13 protein-coding genes are annotated in these 15,368 nt (G+C 61.2%); 8 read left to right on the forward strand and 5 right to left on the reverse strand.

Annotated features, from left to right (window positions below):
• Positions 1–62 precede the first annotated feature (62 nt).
• Positions 63–983 carry a bifunctional helix-turn-helix transcriptional regulator/GNAT family N-acetyltransferase gene (locus ACI512_RS20865; protein WP_046036193.1) on the forward strand — a complete coding sequence of 307 codons (921 nt, stop codon included), beginning with the start codon at positions 63–65 and terminating at the stop codon, positions 981–983.
• Positions 984–1,020: 37 nt separating this feature from the next.
• Here the strand turns inward: ACI512_RS20865 and ACI512_RS20870 are convergent, their stop codons facing one another.
• Both ACI512_RS20870 and ACI512_RS20875 read right to left on the reverse strand, forming a co-directional pair.
• Positions 1,021–2,424 (reverse strand): MFS transporter, encoded by a 1,404-nt coding sequence (locus ACI512_RS20870; protein WP_236381437.1) that lies wholly within the window; start codon positions 2,422–2,424, stop codon positions 1,021–1,023.
• A gap of 143 nt (positions 2,425–2,567) precedes the next feature.
• A complete protein-coding gene (locus ACI512_RS20875) occupies positions 2,568–3,098 on the reverse strand; it encodes a GNAT family N-acetyltransferase (protein WP_405121304.1) in 531 nt (176 codons plus the stop codon).
• 153 nt (positions 3,099–3,251) lie between these two features.
• Here ACI512_RS20875 and proP point away from each other — a divergent pair, with 153 nt between their 5' ends.
• On the forward strand, positions 3,252–4,754 hold the full coding sequence (gene proP, locus ACI512_RS20880; RefSeq protein ID WP_012724594.1) for a glycine betaine/L-proline transporter ProP: 1,503 nt from the start codon (positions 3,252–3,254) through the stop codon (positions 4,752–4,754).
• 53 nt (positions 4,755–4,807) lie between these two features.
• Positions 4,808–5,314 carry a GAF domain-containing protein gene (locus tag ACI512_RS20885; protein ID WP_236382825.1) on the forward strand — a complete coding sequence of 169 codons (507 nt, stop codon included), beginning with the start codon at positions 4,808–4,810 and terminating at the stop codon, positions 5,312–5,314.
• On the opposite strand, the gene ACI512_RS20890 is transcribed toward ACI512_RS20885, so the two are convergent.
• Complete coding sequence (locus tag ACI512_RS20890) at positions 5,295–6,212, reverse strand: AraC family transcriptional regulator (RefSeq protein WP_236382814.1); 918 nt, start codon at positions 6,210–6,212, stop codon at positions 5,295–5,297. The two genes, ACI512_RS20885 and ACI512_RS20890, sit on opposite strands and share 20 nt — an antisense overlap.
• Positions 6,213–6,377: 165 nt before the next feature.
• Between ACI512_RS20890 and ACI512_RS20895 the strand changes: the two genes are divergently transcribed.
• Positions 6,378–7,400 (forward strand): alpha/beta hydrolase, encoded by a 1,023-nt coding sequence (locus tag ACI512_RS20895; protein ID WP_236382811.1) that lies wholly within the window; start codon positions 6,378–6,380, stop codon positions 7,398–7,400.
• A 38-nt stretch (positions 7,401–7,438) separates the two neighbouring features.
• The gene (locus tag ACI512_RS20900; protein WP_064053640.1) at positions 7,439–8,599 is read left to right on the forward strand and encodes an MFS transporter; all 1,161 of its coding nucleotides are present in this window, start codon (positions 7,439–7,441) and stop codon (positions 8,597–8,599) included.
• Here ACI512_RS20900 and ACI512_RS20905 read toward each other — a convergent pair.
• A complete protein-coding gene (locus ACI512_RS20905) occupies positions 8,551–8,868 on the reverse strand; it encodes an SDR family oxidoreductase (protein WP_236382808.1) in 318 nt (105 codons plus the stop codon). The genes ACI512_RS20900 and ACI512_RS20905 overlap by 49 nt on opposite strands.
• A 106-nt stretch (positions 8,869–8,974) precedes the next feature.
• On the opposite strand from ACI512_RS20905, the gene ACI512_RS20910 reads away from it, so the two are divergent.
• Positions 8,975–11,548, forward strand: coding sequence for an EAL domain-containing protein (locus ACI512_RS20910; protein WP_405121305.1), 2,574 nt, complete (start codon positions 8,975–8,977; stop codon positions 11,546–11,548).
• Here the strand turns inward: ACI512_RS20910 and ACI512_RS20915 are convergent, their stop codons facing one another.
• Complete coding sequence (locus ACI512_RS20915) at positions 11,549–12,370, reverse strand: helix-turn-helix domain-containing protein (RefSeq protein ID WP_231809547.1); 822 nt, start codon at positions 12,368–12,370, stop codon at positions 11,549–11,551.
• Positions 12,371–12,468: 98 nt separating this feature from the next.
• On the opposite strand from ACI512_RS20915, the gene ACI512_RS20920 reads away from it, so the two are divergent.
• Both ACI512_RS20920 and ACI512_RS20925 read left to right on the forward strand, forming a co-directional pair.
• Positions 12,469–13,680 (forward strand): MFS transporter, encoded by a 1,212-nt coding sequence (locus tag ACI512_RS20920; RefSeq protein ID WP_236382801.1) that lies wholly within the window; start codon positions 12,469–12,471, stop codon positions 13,678–13,680.
• Between the two features lie 109 nt (positions 13,681–13,789).
• A complete protein-coding gene (locus ACI512_RS20925) occupies positions 13,790–14,956 on the forward strand; it encodes a GGDEF domain-containing protein (protein ID WP_236382798.1) in 1,167 nt (388 codons plus the stop codon).
• Positions 14,957–15,368 lie beyond the last annotated feature (412 nt).

Below are 15,368 nucleotides of genomic sequence, written 5' to 3' on the forward strand. Positions count from 1 at the left end.
ATTGACATGCTTGCCTGAAGCAACAATATAATTGCCCCAGGCAACCATTCGAGCATTCGCGCATGTCTACCCCTCTGCTTATCGAACGCGCTGGTGTCGTGCGCGGCTTCAACCGCTTCTATACGCAGCAGATCGGCGTGCTGCAGGAACACCTGCTGCAAAGCGACTACTCGCTCACCGAAATCCGCGTGATGTACGAGTTGTCTTCCCGAGGCGATCTCACCAGCGCTGACCTGTGCCACATGCTCAGCCTGGACGCGGGTTATCTGAGCCGGCTGGTAGGCGGCCTGGAAAAGCGCGGCCTGATCCAGAAAGTCCGCTCCGTTACCGATGCTCGCGCGGTGCAATTGCACCTCAGCGATCTCGGTCGCGCCGTGTTGGCGCCCCTGGAGCAACGCACCCAGAACGAAGTCATCGCCCTGCTCGACAGCCTGCCGGAGCAGCAACAGCATCAGCTCACCGAAGCCATGAAACGCATCCAGGCCCTGCTGCAAGGCACGGCGCCCAGCTATCTGCTACGCGATCCACAACCCGGCGACATGGGGTTGGTGGTGCAACAACAAACCGCGATATACGCACGTGAATATGGCTGGAATTGGGAATTCGAAGCGCTGGTGGCGGAGATTGTCGCCAAGTACCTGCGCGAATTTGATCCGACCTCCGAGCGTTGCTGGATCGCGGAAAAGGACGGTGAGGTGGTGGGGTCGGTGTTTGTGATCCGCCATGACGACACCACAGCCAAGTTGCGCATGCTCTACGTGGATGCCAGCGCGCGGGGCATGGGCATCGGCCAGCGTTTGGTGGACGAGTGCGTGCGCTTTGCCCGCCAGGTGGGCTACACCCGCATGCTGCTGTGGACCGTGGACATCCTGACCGATGCGCGCAAGCTCTATCAGAAAGCCGGGTTTGAGTTGGTGGAGGAGGAACCGATGGTCAGCTTCGGTAAATCCCTGGTCAGCCAGACTTGGGCCCGCGCGCTGTGAAACGGTCCCGCGCGATTGCCGCGCGGGACATCAAGCCTTACAGGTCGGTGATTTCCTTGTGGCGCGGCACCAGCGTCTTCATCACGCTCCAGGCCACCAGGTAGGCCAGGGCACAGATCGCGAACATGATCATGTAGCCGGTGTGGATATCGTTGACTGACTTGTAGTAGTCGAACACCCAGCCACCAATCTTGGTCATCACCACCCCGCCCAAACCGCCGGCCATGCCGCCGATGCCGACCACCGAGGCCACGGTCTTCTGCGGGAACATATCGGACACGGTGGTAAAGATGTTGCACGACCACGCCTGGTGCGCCGACGCGCCCACGCCGATCAACAATACCGGCACCCAGAAGCTGATGTAGCCCAGGGGTTGCGCCAACAGCACCACCAGCGGAAACAGGGCGATCACCAGCATGGCTTTCATGCGGCCGTCATACGGCGCATCGCCACGGGCCATGAAGTAGCTCGGGAACCAGCCGCCGCCGATGCTACCGACCATGGTCATGCTGTACAGCACCGCCAGGGGCAGCACGATGTCGGGACCTTTCATGCCGTATTGCGCCGACAAGTAGGTGGGCAGCCAGAACAGAAAGAACCACCACACGCCGTCGGTCATGAACTTGCCGAAGGCGAAGGCCCAGGTCTGGCGGTAGGTGAGCAGCTTGAACCACGAGACTTTTTTCGTTACATCGCCCGCAGCTGCCGGGGTGAACGGCTGCACGGTCTGGTCGCTGCGGATATACGCCAGCTCGGCGGCCGACAGGCGTTTTTGCTCATCCGGCTTCTTGTACAGCGCGACCCACACCGCCACCCACACAAAGCCCAGGCCGCCGATCACGATGAAGGCCGCTTCCCAGCCCCATAACCCGGCAATCAACGGTACGCAGATCGGCGCCAGGATCGCCCCGACGTTGGCACCGGAGTTGAAGATACCCGTGGCCAGGGAGCGTTCTTTCTTGGGGAAATATTCGGCAGTGGCCTTGATCGCAATCGGGAAGTTGCCCGCTTCACCAATCGCCAGCACGGCGCGGGAGAGCATAAAGCCGGCAATCGACACCGGAATCACCGCCAGGCCGATTGCAGCGCTGATCGCCGCGATGCCCTCGCCCATCGGTACCGAGAACGCATGCATGATGGCGCCCGTGGACCAGATGCCAATCGCCACCACGTAGGCCGCCTTGGTGCCGATCTTGTCGACAAAACGCCCGGCGAACAGCATGGAGATTGCGTAGACAAACTGGAACACCGCGGCAATGTTGGCGTAATCGGTGTTGCTCCAGCCAAATTGCGTCGACAGTTGCGGCGCCAGCAAGCTGAGCACCTGGCGGTCGAGGTAGTTGACGGTGGTCGCGAAAAACAGCATCGCGCAGATGGTCCAGCGGTAGTTACCTACTGCTTGGCCAACGCGATGAGCATGGATGGGCTCGATCAAGTTCATGGCATCACTTTTTATTTTTGTTAGGTAGGACATATGTAACGTCATATGTCGTCGTACAACTGTGGCTTTTATATCGAGGTCCCTATCCCCTGTCAATCTGAAAGATCAGGGTTATATGAGGTCTTGCGCGGCTGTGAAAAGTGTCAGCTTTGAGCAGTTGTAGGATGACAAATCCTGAATACCCGGCTGGGTGGCTTGCCGGGTACATCATCGAGCAGGCCGAAAGGCTGCATGCCAAGCTTCTCCAGCACGCGGATCGACGCCGCATGGTCGGGCCGGACCAGGCCAAATACCTCGGGTAACGCCAGGGTTTCAAATGCCAACTTCAGGGCATCGCGCCCCACTTCGGTGGCATAGCCCTGGCCCCATGCTTGCTCGGCAAAGCGGTAACCCAGGTTGATGCGCCTTTGCGTCAGGTAATTGAGAGGCGCGATACCGCCAAAGCCGATGATGTGCTCGGGTGCTGCGTGGTGCGCAATCGCCCACCAGCCATAGCCCTCGCTGGCCCACTGCTCGAGCCAGCCGTCGAGCAGGCGTTGCGCATCGGCCAGGCACGTCAGGGGGCCGGCGGGGTTGAACAGGTGGGTCCGAGGGTCGCCGAAGATCGCGAACAATGGCCGCAGGTCGCTGGGGAGTGGCTGACGGTAGGTGAGACGCGCGGGGCTGGCGAGCATTCGGATAACTCTCTGGAAAATTTACAAAGTTCAATGCATCTGCAAAAAAACGCAAATACGGGTGAATTATTTCATGTCCGCTTGTATCTGAACTGACAGAGCGGTGCCATCGCTGCGATGGCACTTCCCCTGTTCTGCTTTAGAGTGCCCCGCATGAAATTACGTAAGAAAAGCGTCAAACCCATCGGTTTGAAAGACATCACCATCGTTGACGACGCCAAGGTACGCAAGGCAATCACCGCTGCCGCCTTGGGTAACGCCATGGAATGGTTCGACTTCGGCGTCTACGGGTTTGTCGCTTATGTGCTCGGCAAGGTGTTCTTCCCGGACGCCTCGCCCAGCGTACAAATGATCGCTGCATTGGGTACCTTTTCGGTGCCCTTCCTGATTCGCCCGCTGGGCGGTCTGTTCTTCGGCGCCCTGGGCGATAAATACGGGCGGCAAAAAGTACTCGCCGCCACCATTGTGATCATGTCCCTGAGCACCTTTGCCATCGGCTTGATTCCCGGCTATGCCTCCATAGGCATCTGGGCGCCGATCCTGCTATTGCTGTGCAAAATGGCCCAGGGCTTCTCGGTCGGCGGTGAATACACCGGCGCGTCGATCTTCGTCGCCGAATACGCCCCGGACCGCAAGCGCGGTTTCCTGGGCAGTTGGCTGGACTTCGGCTCCATCGCCGGTTTCGTGCTCGGCGCCGGTGTGGTTGTACTGATTTCCACCGTGTTGGGTGAAGCCGAGTTCGAAGCGTGGGGCTGGCGCCTGCCGTTCTTCCTCGCCCTGCCCCTGGGCATCATCGGCCTGTACCTGCGTCACGCGCTGGAAGAAACCCCAGCGTTCCAACAGCACATGGACAAACTCGAGCAAGGCGACCGCGAAGGCCTGACCCACGGTCCCAAAGTGTCGTTCAAGGAAGTCGCGACCCAGCACTGGCGCAGCCTGCTGACCTGCATCGGCATCGTCGCGGCCACCAACGTGACGTACTACATGCTGCTCACCTACATGCCGAGCTACCTGTCGCATAACCTGCATTACAAAGAAAACAGCGGCGTGCTGATCATCATCGCGATCATGGTCGGGATGCTGTTCGTGCAGCCGTTCATCGGTTTTGTCAGCGATAAGATCGGTCGCAAGCCGTTCATCATCGCCGGCAGCATTGGCCTGCTGTTCCTGTCTATCCCTGCATTTATGCTGATCACCAGTGGCAAGATCGGGCTGATCTTCGCCGGTTTGCTGATCCTGGCGGTGATCCTCAACTTCTTTATCGGGGTGATGGCCTCGACACTCCCGGCGATGTTCCCCACGCACCTGCGCTACAGTGCATTGGCCAGTGCGTTCAACGTGTCGGTGTTGATCGCAGGCGTAACCCCGACTGCCGTGGCCTGGCTGGTGGAAAGCACCAACGACCTGTACATGCCCGCCTACTACCTGATGGTGTTTGCGGTGGTTGGCCTGGTCACCGGCCTGACCATGAAAGAAACCGCCAACAAGCCGTTGCGCGGCGCAGCGCCGGCCGCTTCGGACATGGAAGAAGCCAAGGAGCTGCTGCAGGAACATCACGACAATATCGAGCAGAAGATCGAAGACATCGATGCCGAGATCGCCGAACTGGAAGCCAAGCGCAACAACCTTGTGCAGCAGCATCCACGGATTAACTAAGCCCTCAACGTGCGTGGTGGGCCAGGACCACCACGCAATTGGAGTGTTCACCTATGATTCCTAGCGTCACCTCAGCACAGTCCCTGCTCAGCGCCGATGAGCGCGCTGCCATCGCCGAAATAGAAGCCACCACCAGCATCCTGCAACTGGTCACCCGCCTGACCGGCATGCGCTTTGCCGGCCTCGCCAAATTCACCGACCGGGAATGGGTGGTCTGCTCCGTGCACGACACCGCCGAAATGGGCATCCAAGTCGACGACGTGCTCGACCTCGAAACAACGCTGTGCAGCGAGTTCTGCATCAACCCTCAGACGCTGTTTATCCCGCAGATCAGCCGAAACGGCCGCTTTGCCACGCGCCCGGTGGTCAAGCAATTCGCGATTGAAAGCTACGCCGGTGCGCCGATCTTCCTGCCTGACGGCCGCCTGTTCGGTGCGCTGTGCGCGCTGGATTCCAGGGCGATGCTGTTTGAAGACCCCAACCTGCCGGAAACCCTCAGCCTGTTCGCGCGGCTGATCGGTTGTATTTTCTACGCTAACCTCACGGCGGCTGATCACTGACAGTCGCTTTGCCACGCAGTGCCGCCACATCGCGCTTAGGCGGCATGCCGAACAAGCGGCTGTACTCGCGGCTGAACTGTGACGGGCTTTCATAGCCCACTTTGAACGCGGCACTGGACACGTCCTGGTGCTCGTTCAACATCAAGCGCCGCGCCTCATTCAGGCGCAGCCACTTCTGATACTGCAACGGGCTCATCGCCGTCAGCTGGCGAAAGTGATGATGAAAGGTTGCCGCACTCATTTGCACGCGCGCCGCCAATTCATCGACGCGCAATGCCGCGTCGTAATTGAGCTTTAGCCAATCAATCGCTTTGGCAATCCGATAGCCCTGCCCGTCGACGGAACAGATCTGACGCAATCGGCTCGCCTGGTCGCTTTTCAGTAGACGATAGTGAATCTCGCGCTGGATCAACGGTGCCAGCACCGCAATTGCTTCGGGTTCATCCAGCAGCGCCACCAGACGCGCGAAAGACGCCAGCATGCCCTGGGTCACCGTACCGATGCCCACCCCCTTCAGCACCGACCGCTCCCGCGCCGGCGGCAGCTCACTCTGAGCGATCTGCTCGGCCAATATGCGCAAATCCAACTTGAAGGTGAGCCCAAGGCAAGGTCTTTCGGGGCTGGCCACCAGCACTTCGGAATTGGCGGGAATATCCAGTGAGGTCACCAGGAAGCGCGAAGTATCGTATGGATAACCCTCACCCCCCGCCCACAGCTGTTTTGCACCTTGGGCAACCAGCACGATGCACGGCTCGACCATGCACACCACGGGGCTTGCGGGCTGTTCACGCCGGTAGAAGCCAAGACCAGGAATCGGCATGGGGTAGTCGCCCGGTGCCTGCACCCGCGATCCGATAGCCTGGATCAGCGCGTCCAGGGGCGTTTCATTGATAGTCATAACAGGCTCTTTTTCTCTCGTCATCGGACTTTACCCCGAGCGGTCCGTGGCGTCCCGGCAAACCGCAGAACTCAGAGGATCAGGCAAGTAATCCAGTCAAACGCACTACAGAACCCTGACCGCCCCCGGGAAAATGTGCGCACCCACCCCCTCAAGGATCATCCGATGAAAAACCTCCTGCTCACCCTGGGTTTGCTGGTGACCTGCACCTCTTCACTGGGAGCCGATATGTCCAACGGTGCCAACAACTTCTACACAAGCGACAAGGTCAGTGTCGAAAAGGTTACCTTCAACAATCAATACGGCATGGCGGTCGCGGGCAACCTGTTTGTGCCCAAGGACCTTGCCCCCACCTCCAGAAATGCTGCGATTATCGTTGGCCACCCGATGGGTGCCGTCAAAGAACAGAGCGCGAACCTCTATGCGACCAAAATGGCAGAACGGGGTTTTGTAACGTTGTCCCTGGATCTCCCATTCTGGGGAGAAAGTGCCGGCACACCACGCAATGCGGTGTTGCCCGAGCTCTACAGCGAAGCCTTCAGCGCCGCCGTGGATTACCTCGGCACCCAGCCAATCGTCGACCGCGAGCGCATTGGCGTGATCGGTATCTTCGGCAGTGGCAGCTTCGCCATCGCTGCCGCGAAGATCGACCAACGCCTCAAGGCCATCGCCACGGTGAGCATGTACGACATGGGCGCCGCGACTCGCAATGGCCTCAAACATGGCGTGACCTTGGCGCAACGCCGACAGGTACTGCTGCAAGCGGCCAACCAGCGCTATGTGGAATTCCAGGGGGGCGACACCGTCTACACCGGCGGCACACCGAACGCCCTGACCGGCGATGCGGTTGGCGATGAGTTCTACGATTTCTATCGCACATCGCGCGGTGAGTTCACCCCCACCGGCGCCTCGCCACACACCACCACCCGGCCGACGCTGAGCAGCAACGTGAAGTTCATGAACTTCTACCCGTTCAATGACATCGAGACCCTATCTCCGCGTCCGCTCTTGCTGATTGCCGGCGCCAATGCGCACTCCCGCGAATTCAGCGAGGACGCCTACCAGCGTGCTGCCGAGCCCAAGGAACTGGTGATCATCCCCGACGCCGGGCATGTGGACTTGTACGACCGGGTCGACCTGATCCCGTTCGACACGCTCGCTAGCTTTTTCAGGAAGTACCTGAAGTGACGGCCGCCGAACCAAAAAACTGGGGCGCCGTACTCGCAATGTCACTGGCGGCATTTGCCCTGGTGGCCTCCGAGTTCCTGCCCGTGAGCCTGTTGACGCCGCTGGCGACCGACCTGCATATCACCGAGGGCCAGGCCGGACAGGGCATTTCGGTATCAGGGCTGTTTGCCCTGCTCACCAGCCTGGTGATTGCGGCCGTGGCGGCGCGGGTTGAACGCAAGCGCTTGCTGCTGTCCTTGACCCTGCTGATGATCATCTCTGGCACGGTGGTGGCATTCGCACCCAATTACTCCGTGTTCATGCTGGGCCGCGCGTTGATCGGCGTGGCCATCGGCGGCTTCTGGTCACTGTCGGCCGCCACCGCCATGCGCCTGGTGCCCGCAGCCCAGGTGCCGCGGGCATTGGCTATCGTCAATGGCGGCAACGCACTGGCAACGGTGATCGCGGCACCGTTGGGCAGCTTCGTCGGCGGCTTGATCGGCTGGCGCGGGGCGTTCTTTTGCGTCGTCCCCGTTGCGGTGCTGGCGGCGGCCTGGCTGATGCTCAGTCTGCCGTCGATCAAAGCGCAGGGGGCGGCAAAAAACGGCAGCCTGTTGGGCTTGATGAAGCGCAAGCCGGTGGCCTTGGGCATGCTGGCGGTCAGCGTGTTTTTCATGGGCCAGTTCATGCTGTTCACTTACCTGCGACCGTTTCTGGAGGCTGTCACCCAGGTCAGTGTTTCCCGGTTGTCGCTCATATTGTTGGTGCTGGGCCTGGCCGGACTGGTGGGGACGCTCCTGATCGAGCGTTTGCTGAAAAAGAGCGTGTTCCTGACGCTGATCATCATCCCGTTGGTGATGGCGGGGATTGCGCTGGCGTTGGTCAAGGTCGGCAGCTCCATGGTGATGACCACGTTGTTGCTGGGGGTATGGGGCCTGGTCGCTACCGCCGCGCCGGTGGGCTGGTGGACCTGGCTGTCGACAACCCTGCCCGACGATGCCGAAGCAGGGGGTGGCTTGATGGTCGCGATCATCCAGCTGGCGATAGCATCGGGCGCTATCGTTGGCGGCCTCGTGTTTGACTGGAGCGGTTACCAGGCTACCTTCCAGTTGAGTGCGGCGGTGCTGGGTGCGGCAGCCGTATTGGCGTGGCTCGCGGCTCGCGCCAGCGGTTACCGCGCACTGTCGATGATTTGCCCGCCATCCGGTGTGAGGCTGTAGCCGGTAATGAATTGCGCGTCCTGGCTGGCCAGGAACAGCACCACAGGCGCAATGTCATCTTCAGGCGAGCCGTAACGCCCCAGCACATTGGTCGGCGCCGGGGCGTCATACGCATCGCCCCAGGTGTCGGCCACCGGCAACAGGTTGTTGACCGTGATGTTGTCCACTCCCCATTCTCGCGCCGCCGAGCGTGTGAGTGCGCGTACGGCTTCCTTGGCAATGTTGTAGGGCGCATAGCCGCCGGTGAAGCCCAAAGCCAGGGGACGCACTGCGCCCCAACGTGAGCCCTGATCCGCTGCAACGCTCTCAACGTTTTGCCCCGGCCGCCGATAACACGTCATACCCCTGACTTGCAGCGACGCTCTGCGGGAAACAATGCCGAACTCTCTCGCTCCTATCGTCCGCTCGCTTTCCGACCGCACCAGCCTTTCACTGGCGCGCACCTCGCTGTTCCGGTTCATGGGCTTGTTGGCCGTGGTATTTGCAGCCGCCGCCTACTCGCTGGTTTACCTCGCCCACGAACTGGACCGTTCCGAGCAGGTTGAAAGCGCCTTCTATACCCGTAAAGCCGTGCAATCGCTGGAGAAATCCTTACGGGTGACCGTCAAGGACTACGCCTTCTGGAGCGATGCCTACAAGCACTTGCACGTTAAAGTCGACAATGACTGGGCTTACATGCGGGGCAATCTCGGCGCCACGTTGTTTGATGATTTCGGTTTTCAAGGCCTGTTTGTGATCAACGACGCCAATCGCACGGTGTACGCGGTCGTCGACGGCAAGCTGCTGGATATCGACCTCACGCAATGGCTGGGCCAGCCCATTGCCGGGATTCTCGACCAGGCCCGTGCGGGTGCCGACAGCGAAACACCGATCACCGCCTTTATCAACGTGCGCGGCAGCCCCGCACTGGTGGCGGCCGCCGCCATCACGCCCGGCACCGACCCCACGGTGGTGACGGATGGCCGGCCGGCCTCGGTGCTGATCTTCATCGACATCCTCAACAGCGCCAAACTGGCCGTGATCGGCGATGAATTCGGCGTGGGCAAACTGCACATCGCTACCCCCGATGAAATCGGCAAGACGTTGCTCTTTCCCCTCGGCGACAACGGTACCGCCGGCAGCCTGCACTGGGAGCCGGCCCGGCCCGGTTTGCGGCTTATGGGGGTCGGCCTGCCGCTGCTGGGCCTGGCCGCGTTGCTGGTGTGCCTGATGACCTGGGCCATTTCGCGCCGCACCACGGCCGCCGCGCTCGCCCTGGATGCGAGCCATTCGTCGCTGCAGAACAGCCAGAATGCCCTGGCCACCAGCGAAGCACGCTTTCGCGATGTGGTGGAGGCCAGCTCCGACTGGGTGTGGGAAATCGACGCCGGTTGGCGCTTCACTTACCTGTCGGAACGCTTCGAAGACGTCACCGGGTTGACCCGCTATGCGTGGATCGGGGCGACGATGAACGACTTGCTGGAGACCGAGTCGGGCCCGCTTTCCCAGTGGCTCAGCGCCCCCGGACGACGCCCGGATATCAGCGTGCAGTGTCGCTACGTCGATGCAGCGGGACAGGAACGCACCACTCGGCTGTCGGCGCGAGAGATGCCGTGCGGCGGGTTTCGCGGGACGGCCACCGACGTGACGGAAGAAGTCGAAGCCCGTCGGCGCATCGAGTTCTTGTCCCAGCATGACGCCCTGACCGGGCTGCCCAACCGCACCCGCCTGCAAGCGTTCCTCGACGGCAAACTCAAAGCCCTGCCCTCCACGGAACAGCCCCTGGTGATGCTCAGCCTGGACCTGGATCGGTTCAAGCCGGTCAATGACCTGCTCGGGCACGCGGCCGGTGACCGGGTGCTCAACGAAGTGTCTGCGCGCCTGGCGGACTGCGTGCGCCATGGTGATCTGGTCGCCCGTGTCGGCGGCGATGAATTTGTGCTGATCCTGACCGATGCAGGCACTCAGGACGAAGTCGAAACCCTGTGTAAGCGGTTGATCGAATCCATCGAACGCACGATCAGAATTGACGAGCAAGAAGTGTTCATCAGCGCCAGCATCGGGATTGCCATCGCGCCCAACGATGCCCGCGAAGCCGCGGAACTGCTGCGCTACGCCGACATTGCGCTGTACGAGGCGAAGGCCGCCGGGCGCAATACCTGGCGGTTCTATTCCGGCGACATGAATGCGCGGATCATCGAACGTCGGCGCCTGGAAAGCGACCTTCGGTATGCGATCAAACATGCCGAACTGCGCCTGCACTTCCAACCCCGCTATCGCATCGCCGACGGGCAAATGGTCGGCGCCGAAGCGCTGGTGCGCTGGCAGCACCCGGTACGCGGCCTGATCGCGCCGGACACCTTTATTCCGATTGCCGAAGAGTCCGGGTTGATTCTGGCGCTGAGCGATTGGGTACTGGAGACCGCTTGCGTGTGTGCCGCGCAGTGGCCGGAGCCGCTTTTTGTGTCCGTCAACCTGTCACCCACGGAGTTCAAGCGTGGCAACCTGGTGGAGCGTACGCAGCAAGCGCTGAAGAGCTCAGGCATTGATCCCGCGCGCGTAGAACTGGAAATCACCGAAAGCGTCATGCTTGAAGATGCCACCGGGGCGCTTGAGGTGATGCGCACGCTCAAGCAATTGGGCATACGCATCGCCATGGATGACTTCGGCACCGGCTACTCGTCCCTGAGCTATCTGCGCGCCTTCCCGTTCGATGGTTTGAAAATCGACCGCAGCTTCCTCACCCGGCTGGAGGAAAGTGACGATGACAAGGCGATTATCCAGGCGATTGTCGGTCTGGGCCGTGCCCTGGCACTGACAGTCACGGCCGAAGGCATTGAAACCGCCGAACACCTGGCACTGCTCAAGGCCGTGGCCTGTGAAGAAGGCCAAGGCTATTTCCTCAGTCGACCACTGGATATCGAGGCGTTCAACGGTTTGCTCGACGTGCACGCCGGCGCCGTGCAGTGACTACCGGAAAAACTGGCTCGGCGTCTTGCCAAACTGTTTCTTGAACATGCTGGTAAACGCGCTCGGGCTTTCATAGCCCAGTTCCAGGGCAATATCGATCACCTTCTCGCCCACCGCAATGCGCTCCAGCGCCAGCAGCAGCCGCGCCTGCTGACGCCACTGGCCGAAGGTCATGCCGGTTGCTTTGCGGAACAGGCGCTGGATGGTGGTCTGGTCCAGCTTCAGGCGCGCGCTCCAATCCGCCACGGTGGAGGCGTCGCCCGGATCGTCCTGTAACGCAAGGCAGATCTGCTTGATACGCGGGTCGGCGGGCTGGGGCAACGCCAGTGGAAGCGCCGGCAGGATGGCGAGTTCGTCGAGGATCAGGTGCATGATCCGCGCCTCCCGCGAGTCCTCGGCGTACGGCGGTTTCAAACTCACCGACGCCTTGATCAGCTCGCTCAGCAGCGGCGAGATGCTGACCGTCTTCGGCTCGCCGGGCATGTTCGGGAACCGGTCCGGGCGCACAAACACGCTGCGCATTTTCAGGGTGCCGACACAGCGCAACGAATGCACCTGCCCGCTGGGCATCCAGATCCCGCGATTGGGCGGTACCGTCCACTGGTTCAGCGCCGAGTACACCACCATCACCCCTTCGATGGCGTAGAGCAGTTGATGTTTTTCGTGGCTGTGGTCGGGGATCACCCAATTTTCCGGGTAATCCGTGGCGGAACTGATGACCGCCCAGGCGCCTTCGTTGATTTCCTGGAGAAATTCATTCAGTGGTTTGATCATTTCGCCCTTTTTGCGATGGTTGCCGCCCGAATTACGCGAGACAGGCATTCATGACGAATCTAGCATAAACGCCGAATCATTTTGTAATGGATGGTGACCTTAAGAAGTCGCCGCCTCTGATTAGCTGCCTTGTATGGAATGCCTGCATGTCGACCCTCACCGCGTCACCCGCCGCTGCAACCACTGCACCCCAAGCCAGCCCCTTGGTCATGCGTATCCTCGGCGCCTGCGCCTTGGCGCATTTGATCAATGACCTGATCCAGGCCGTGCTGCCGTCGATCTACCCGATGCTCAAGGCCAACTACGGCCTGTCGTTCACCCAAGTGGGCCTGATCACCCTGACCTTCCAGCTCACCGCCTCGCTGCTGCAACCCTGGATCGGCTACCACACCGACCGCCACCCCAAACCGTGGCTGCTGCCGGCGGGCATGGTGTGCACCTTGATCGGCATCCTGATGCTGGCGTTTGTCGGCAGCTTCCCGGCGATCCTGCTGGCGGCCGGCCTGGTCGGCGTCGGCTCGTCGACCTTCCACCCGGAAACTTCGCGTGTCGCGCGCCTGGCCTCCGGCGGTCGCTACGGCCTGGCCCAATCGACCTTCCAGGTCGGCGGCAACACCGGCAGCGCGCTGGGCCCGTTGCTGGCGGCGGCGATCATCATTCCCTACGGCCAAGGCCATATCGCCTGGTTCGGGCTGTTTGCCGTGTTCGCGATCCTGGTGCTGTACGGCTTGAGCCGCTGGTACCGCAACCACCTCAACCTGTTCAAGCTCAAGCAAGGCGGCACAGCCACCCATGGTTTGTCCAAAGGCCGCGTGACCTTCGCCCTGGTCGTACTGGCCGTGCTGGTGTTTTCCAAGTACTGGTACATGACCAGCCTGACCAGCTACTTCACGTTCTACCTGATCGAAAAATTCCAGCTGTCGGTCTCCAGCTCCCAGATGTACCTGTTCCTGTTCCTGGGCGCAGTGGCGGTCGGCACCTTCGCGGGCGGCCCCATCGGCGACAAGATCGGCCGTAAGAAAGTCATCTGGTTCTCCATCCTTGGTGCAGCGCCGTTCACCCTGGCGCTGCCCTACGTCGACCTGTTCTGGACGGCGGTATTGAGCGTCGTGATCGGGTTTATCATCGCCTCGGCCTTCTCGGCCATCGTGGTCTTTGCCCAAGAACTGGTGCCGGGCAATGTGGGCATGATCGCCGGGATCTTTTTCGGCCTGATGTTCGGTTTCAGCGGGATTGGCGCGGCGCTGCTCGGTTTGCTCGCTGACACACACGGTATCGAGTACGTCTACAAACTGTGCTCGTTCCTGCCGCTGGTGGGCATTCTCACGGTGTTGTTGCCGTCGACCAAAGGCGCCTGACCTGCCGATCATCGCCTGGCCGTGTGCCATCACACGGAATGCTCTGAAAAACCTGCGTGTGCGCTTACAATCCCGGTTCTAAACGCACACCAGGCAGACCCGGCAGCACATGACGCTCGACCCTCCTACGATTTTGGCACTCACCGTTGCCCTGGCAGCCGCTGCCGCCCTGTACCTGGCCGTTGAATGGCGCAGTGTGCGTGAACCTTCGCTGCTGTACTGGAGCGCCGGTTTCGCGACCATCAGCATCGGGTCCACGCTTGCGCTGCTGCGCATCAATGGCTTTGTGATGATCGGCATCTGGTTCGCCAACGGCCTACTGGTGAGCGCGCACTTTCTGTTTTTGCTCGGCGTGGCGCGGTTCACCCAAACGCGTCTGTCGCCGTTGTGGTTGCTGATGCTGCTGGTCTGGCTGGGAATGCTGATGTTGCCGGCCGATCCGTCATGGTCCAAAGCCATGCTGGCGGTGCAGTCACTGCTGGTGGCGTTGCCGACCCTGCGCGCCAGCTTTTTGCTGCGCCCCCACGGCAAATCCCTGAGCATTGGCGCGGTGCAGTTGCGCTATGTGCTGCTGATCCATGGCGCGTTCTATGTGGCCAAGGCCCTGTCGGTACTGATCCCCGGCACCTTGATCGACCTTGCCGCGTTCAAGGGCGAGATCATCCAGATCTCGCTGGTGGAAGGCGCCATGGCGATCATGCTGATTGCCCTATCGATGACCGGCTCCGAACGCTACCGACGCGAACAACAGATCGCCCGCCTCGCTGCCCGCGACCCCCTCACCGCCCTGTACAACCGCCGCGCCCTCGACCTGCGCGCCCCCCGCCTGCTGGCCCAGGTGTCGCCGGCGCAACCGGGTGCGTTGCTGCTGATCGATATCGACAACTTCAAATCGGTCAACGACCTCCACGGCCATATCGCCGGCGATCGCTTGCTGATCGCCTTGAGCGAAATGATCCGCGGCGTGGTGCCCCGAGGTGCGCTGGCCGCACGCCTCGGCGGCGATGAGTTCGTGATCCTGTTGACCCCAGCCTCCACGGAGCAGATCGTCACGCTGGGCAGCAGCCTGCGCGACCAGTTTCACCAACTGGCCGCGCAGACCTTCGCCACGCCCGCGCCGGTCACCCTGAGCATCGGCGCCAACCTGTTTGATCAACCACCGCCAAGCCTGACGGCGCTGATTGAACAAGGCGATACCACGCTGTATGAATCCAAGCGGGCTGGCCGGGACAGCATCCGCCTGGTCGACCGGACCGGCACCGGCCCGTTCGGCTAACTGCTTTTTCCAAAATCGACGGTGGCGGCGAATGCAAATGAGATGACGACCGTCGCAGCCATGCCAACACAAGCATCGACACAACGTTTTAGCAACCACAGTAACCACGATGCGAAGCGAGCCGCACTTGATCTTGATCTCGCTTTTGATCTCAGGCGCCCCGTCAAACACGCTGGCCGGAATTCGACAGGGATTTGGGGGGTAAACCGGCAGGGATGCCGGTTTAGCCGCCCCGCGCCATGGATGGCGCGTGGCGGCGGCCCCCCAAATCCCTGTCGGATTACGGGCACACCGAGCGTGAGCGAGGTGCCGAGTGTTGGGGCGAAGCGTTTTTGGTTACTTTTGGCGCTCTTCCAAAAGTGACCCGCTGTAAAAGCGGAACCCATAGTGGCCGTTACCTAAATAACGGATA

It is taken from the genome of Pseudomonas petroselini (genome assembly GCF_045037875.1).
Taxonomy (GTDB): domain Bacteria; phylum Pseudomonadota; class Gammaproteobacteria; order Pseudomonadales; family Pseudomonadaceae; genus Aquipseudomonas; species Aquipseudomonas petroselini.

Coding starts and splice junctions, on each gene's coding strand:
- proP (WP_012724594.1), top strand. CDS start 3,252: ATGAAATTACGTAAGAAAAGCGTCAAACCCATCGGTTTGAAAGACATC.
- ACI512_RS20865 (WP_046036193.1), top strand. CDS start 63: ATGTCTACCCCTCTGCTTATCGAACGCGCTGGTGTCGTGCGCGGCTTC.
- ACI512_RS20895 (WP_236382811.1), top strand. CDS start 6,378: ATGAAAAACCTCCTGCTCACCCTGGGTTTGCTGGTGACCTGCACCTCT.
- ACI512_RS20915 (WP_231809547.1), bottom strand. CDS start 12,370: ATGCCTGTCTCGCGTAATTCGGGCGGCAACCATCGCAAAAAGGGCGAA.
- ACI512_RS20900 (WP_064053640.1), top strand. CDS start 7,439: ATGTCACTGGCGGCATTTGCCCTGGTGGCCTCCGAGTTCCTGCCCGTG.
- ACI512_RS20885 (WP_236382825.1), top strand. CDS start 4,808: ATGATTCCTAGCGTCACCTCAGCACAGTCCCTGCTCAGCGCCGATGAG.
- ACI512_RS20870 (WP_236381437.1), bottom strand. CDS start 2,424: ATGAACTTGATCGAGCCCATCCATGCTCATCGCGTTGGCCAAGCAGTA.
- ACI512_RS20925 (WP_236382798.1), top strand. CDS start 13,790: ATGACGCTCGACCCTCCTACGATTTTGGCACTCACCGTTGCCCTGGCA.
- ACI512_RS20910 (WP_405121305.1), top strand. CDS start 8,975: ATGCCGAACTCTCTCGCTCCTATCGTCCGCTCGCTTTCCGACCGCACC.
- ACI512_RS20875 (WP_405121304.1), bottom strand. CDS start 3,098: ATGCTCGCCAGCCCCGCGCGTCTCACCTACCGTCAGCCACTCCCCAGC.
- ACI512_RS20890 (WP_236382814.1), bottom strand. CDS start 6,212: ATGACTATCAATGAAACGCCCCTGGACGCGCTGATCCAGGCTATCGGA.
- ACI512_RS20920 (WP_236382801.1), top strand. CDS start 12,469: ATGTCGACCCTCACCGCGTCACCCGCCGCTGCAACCACTGCACCCCAA.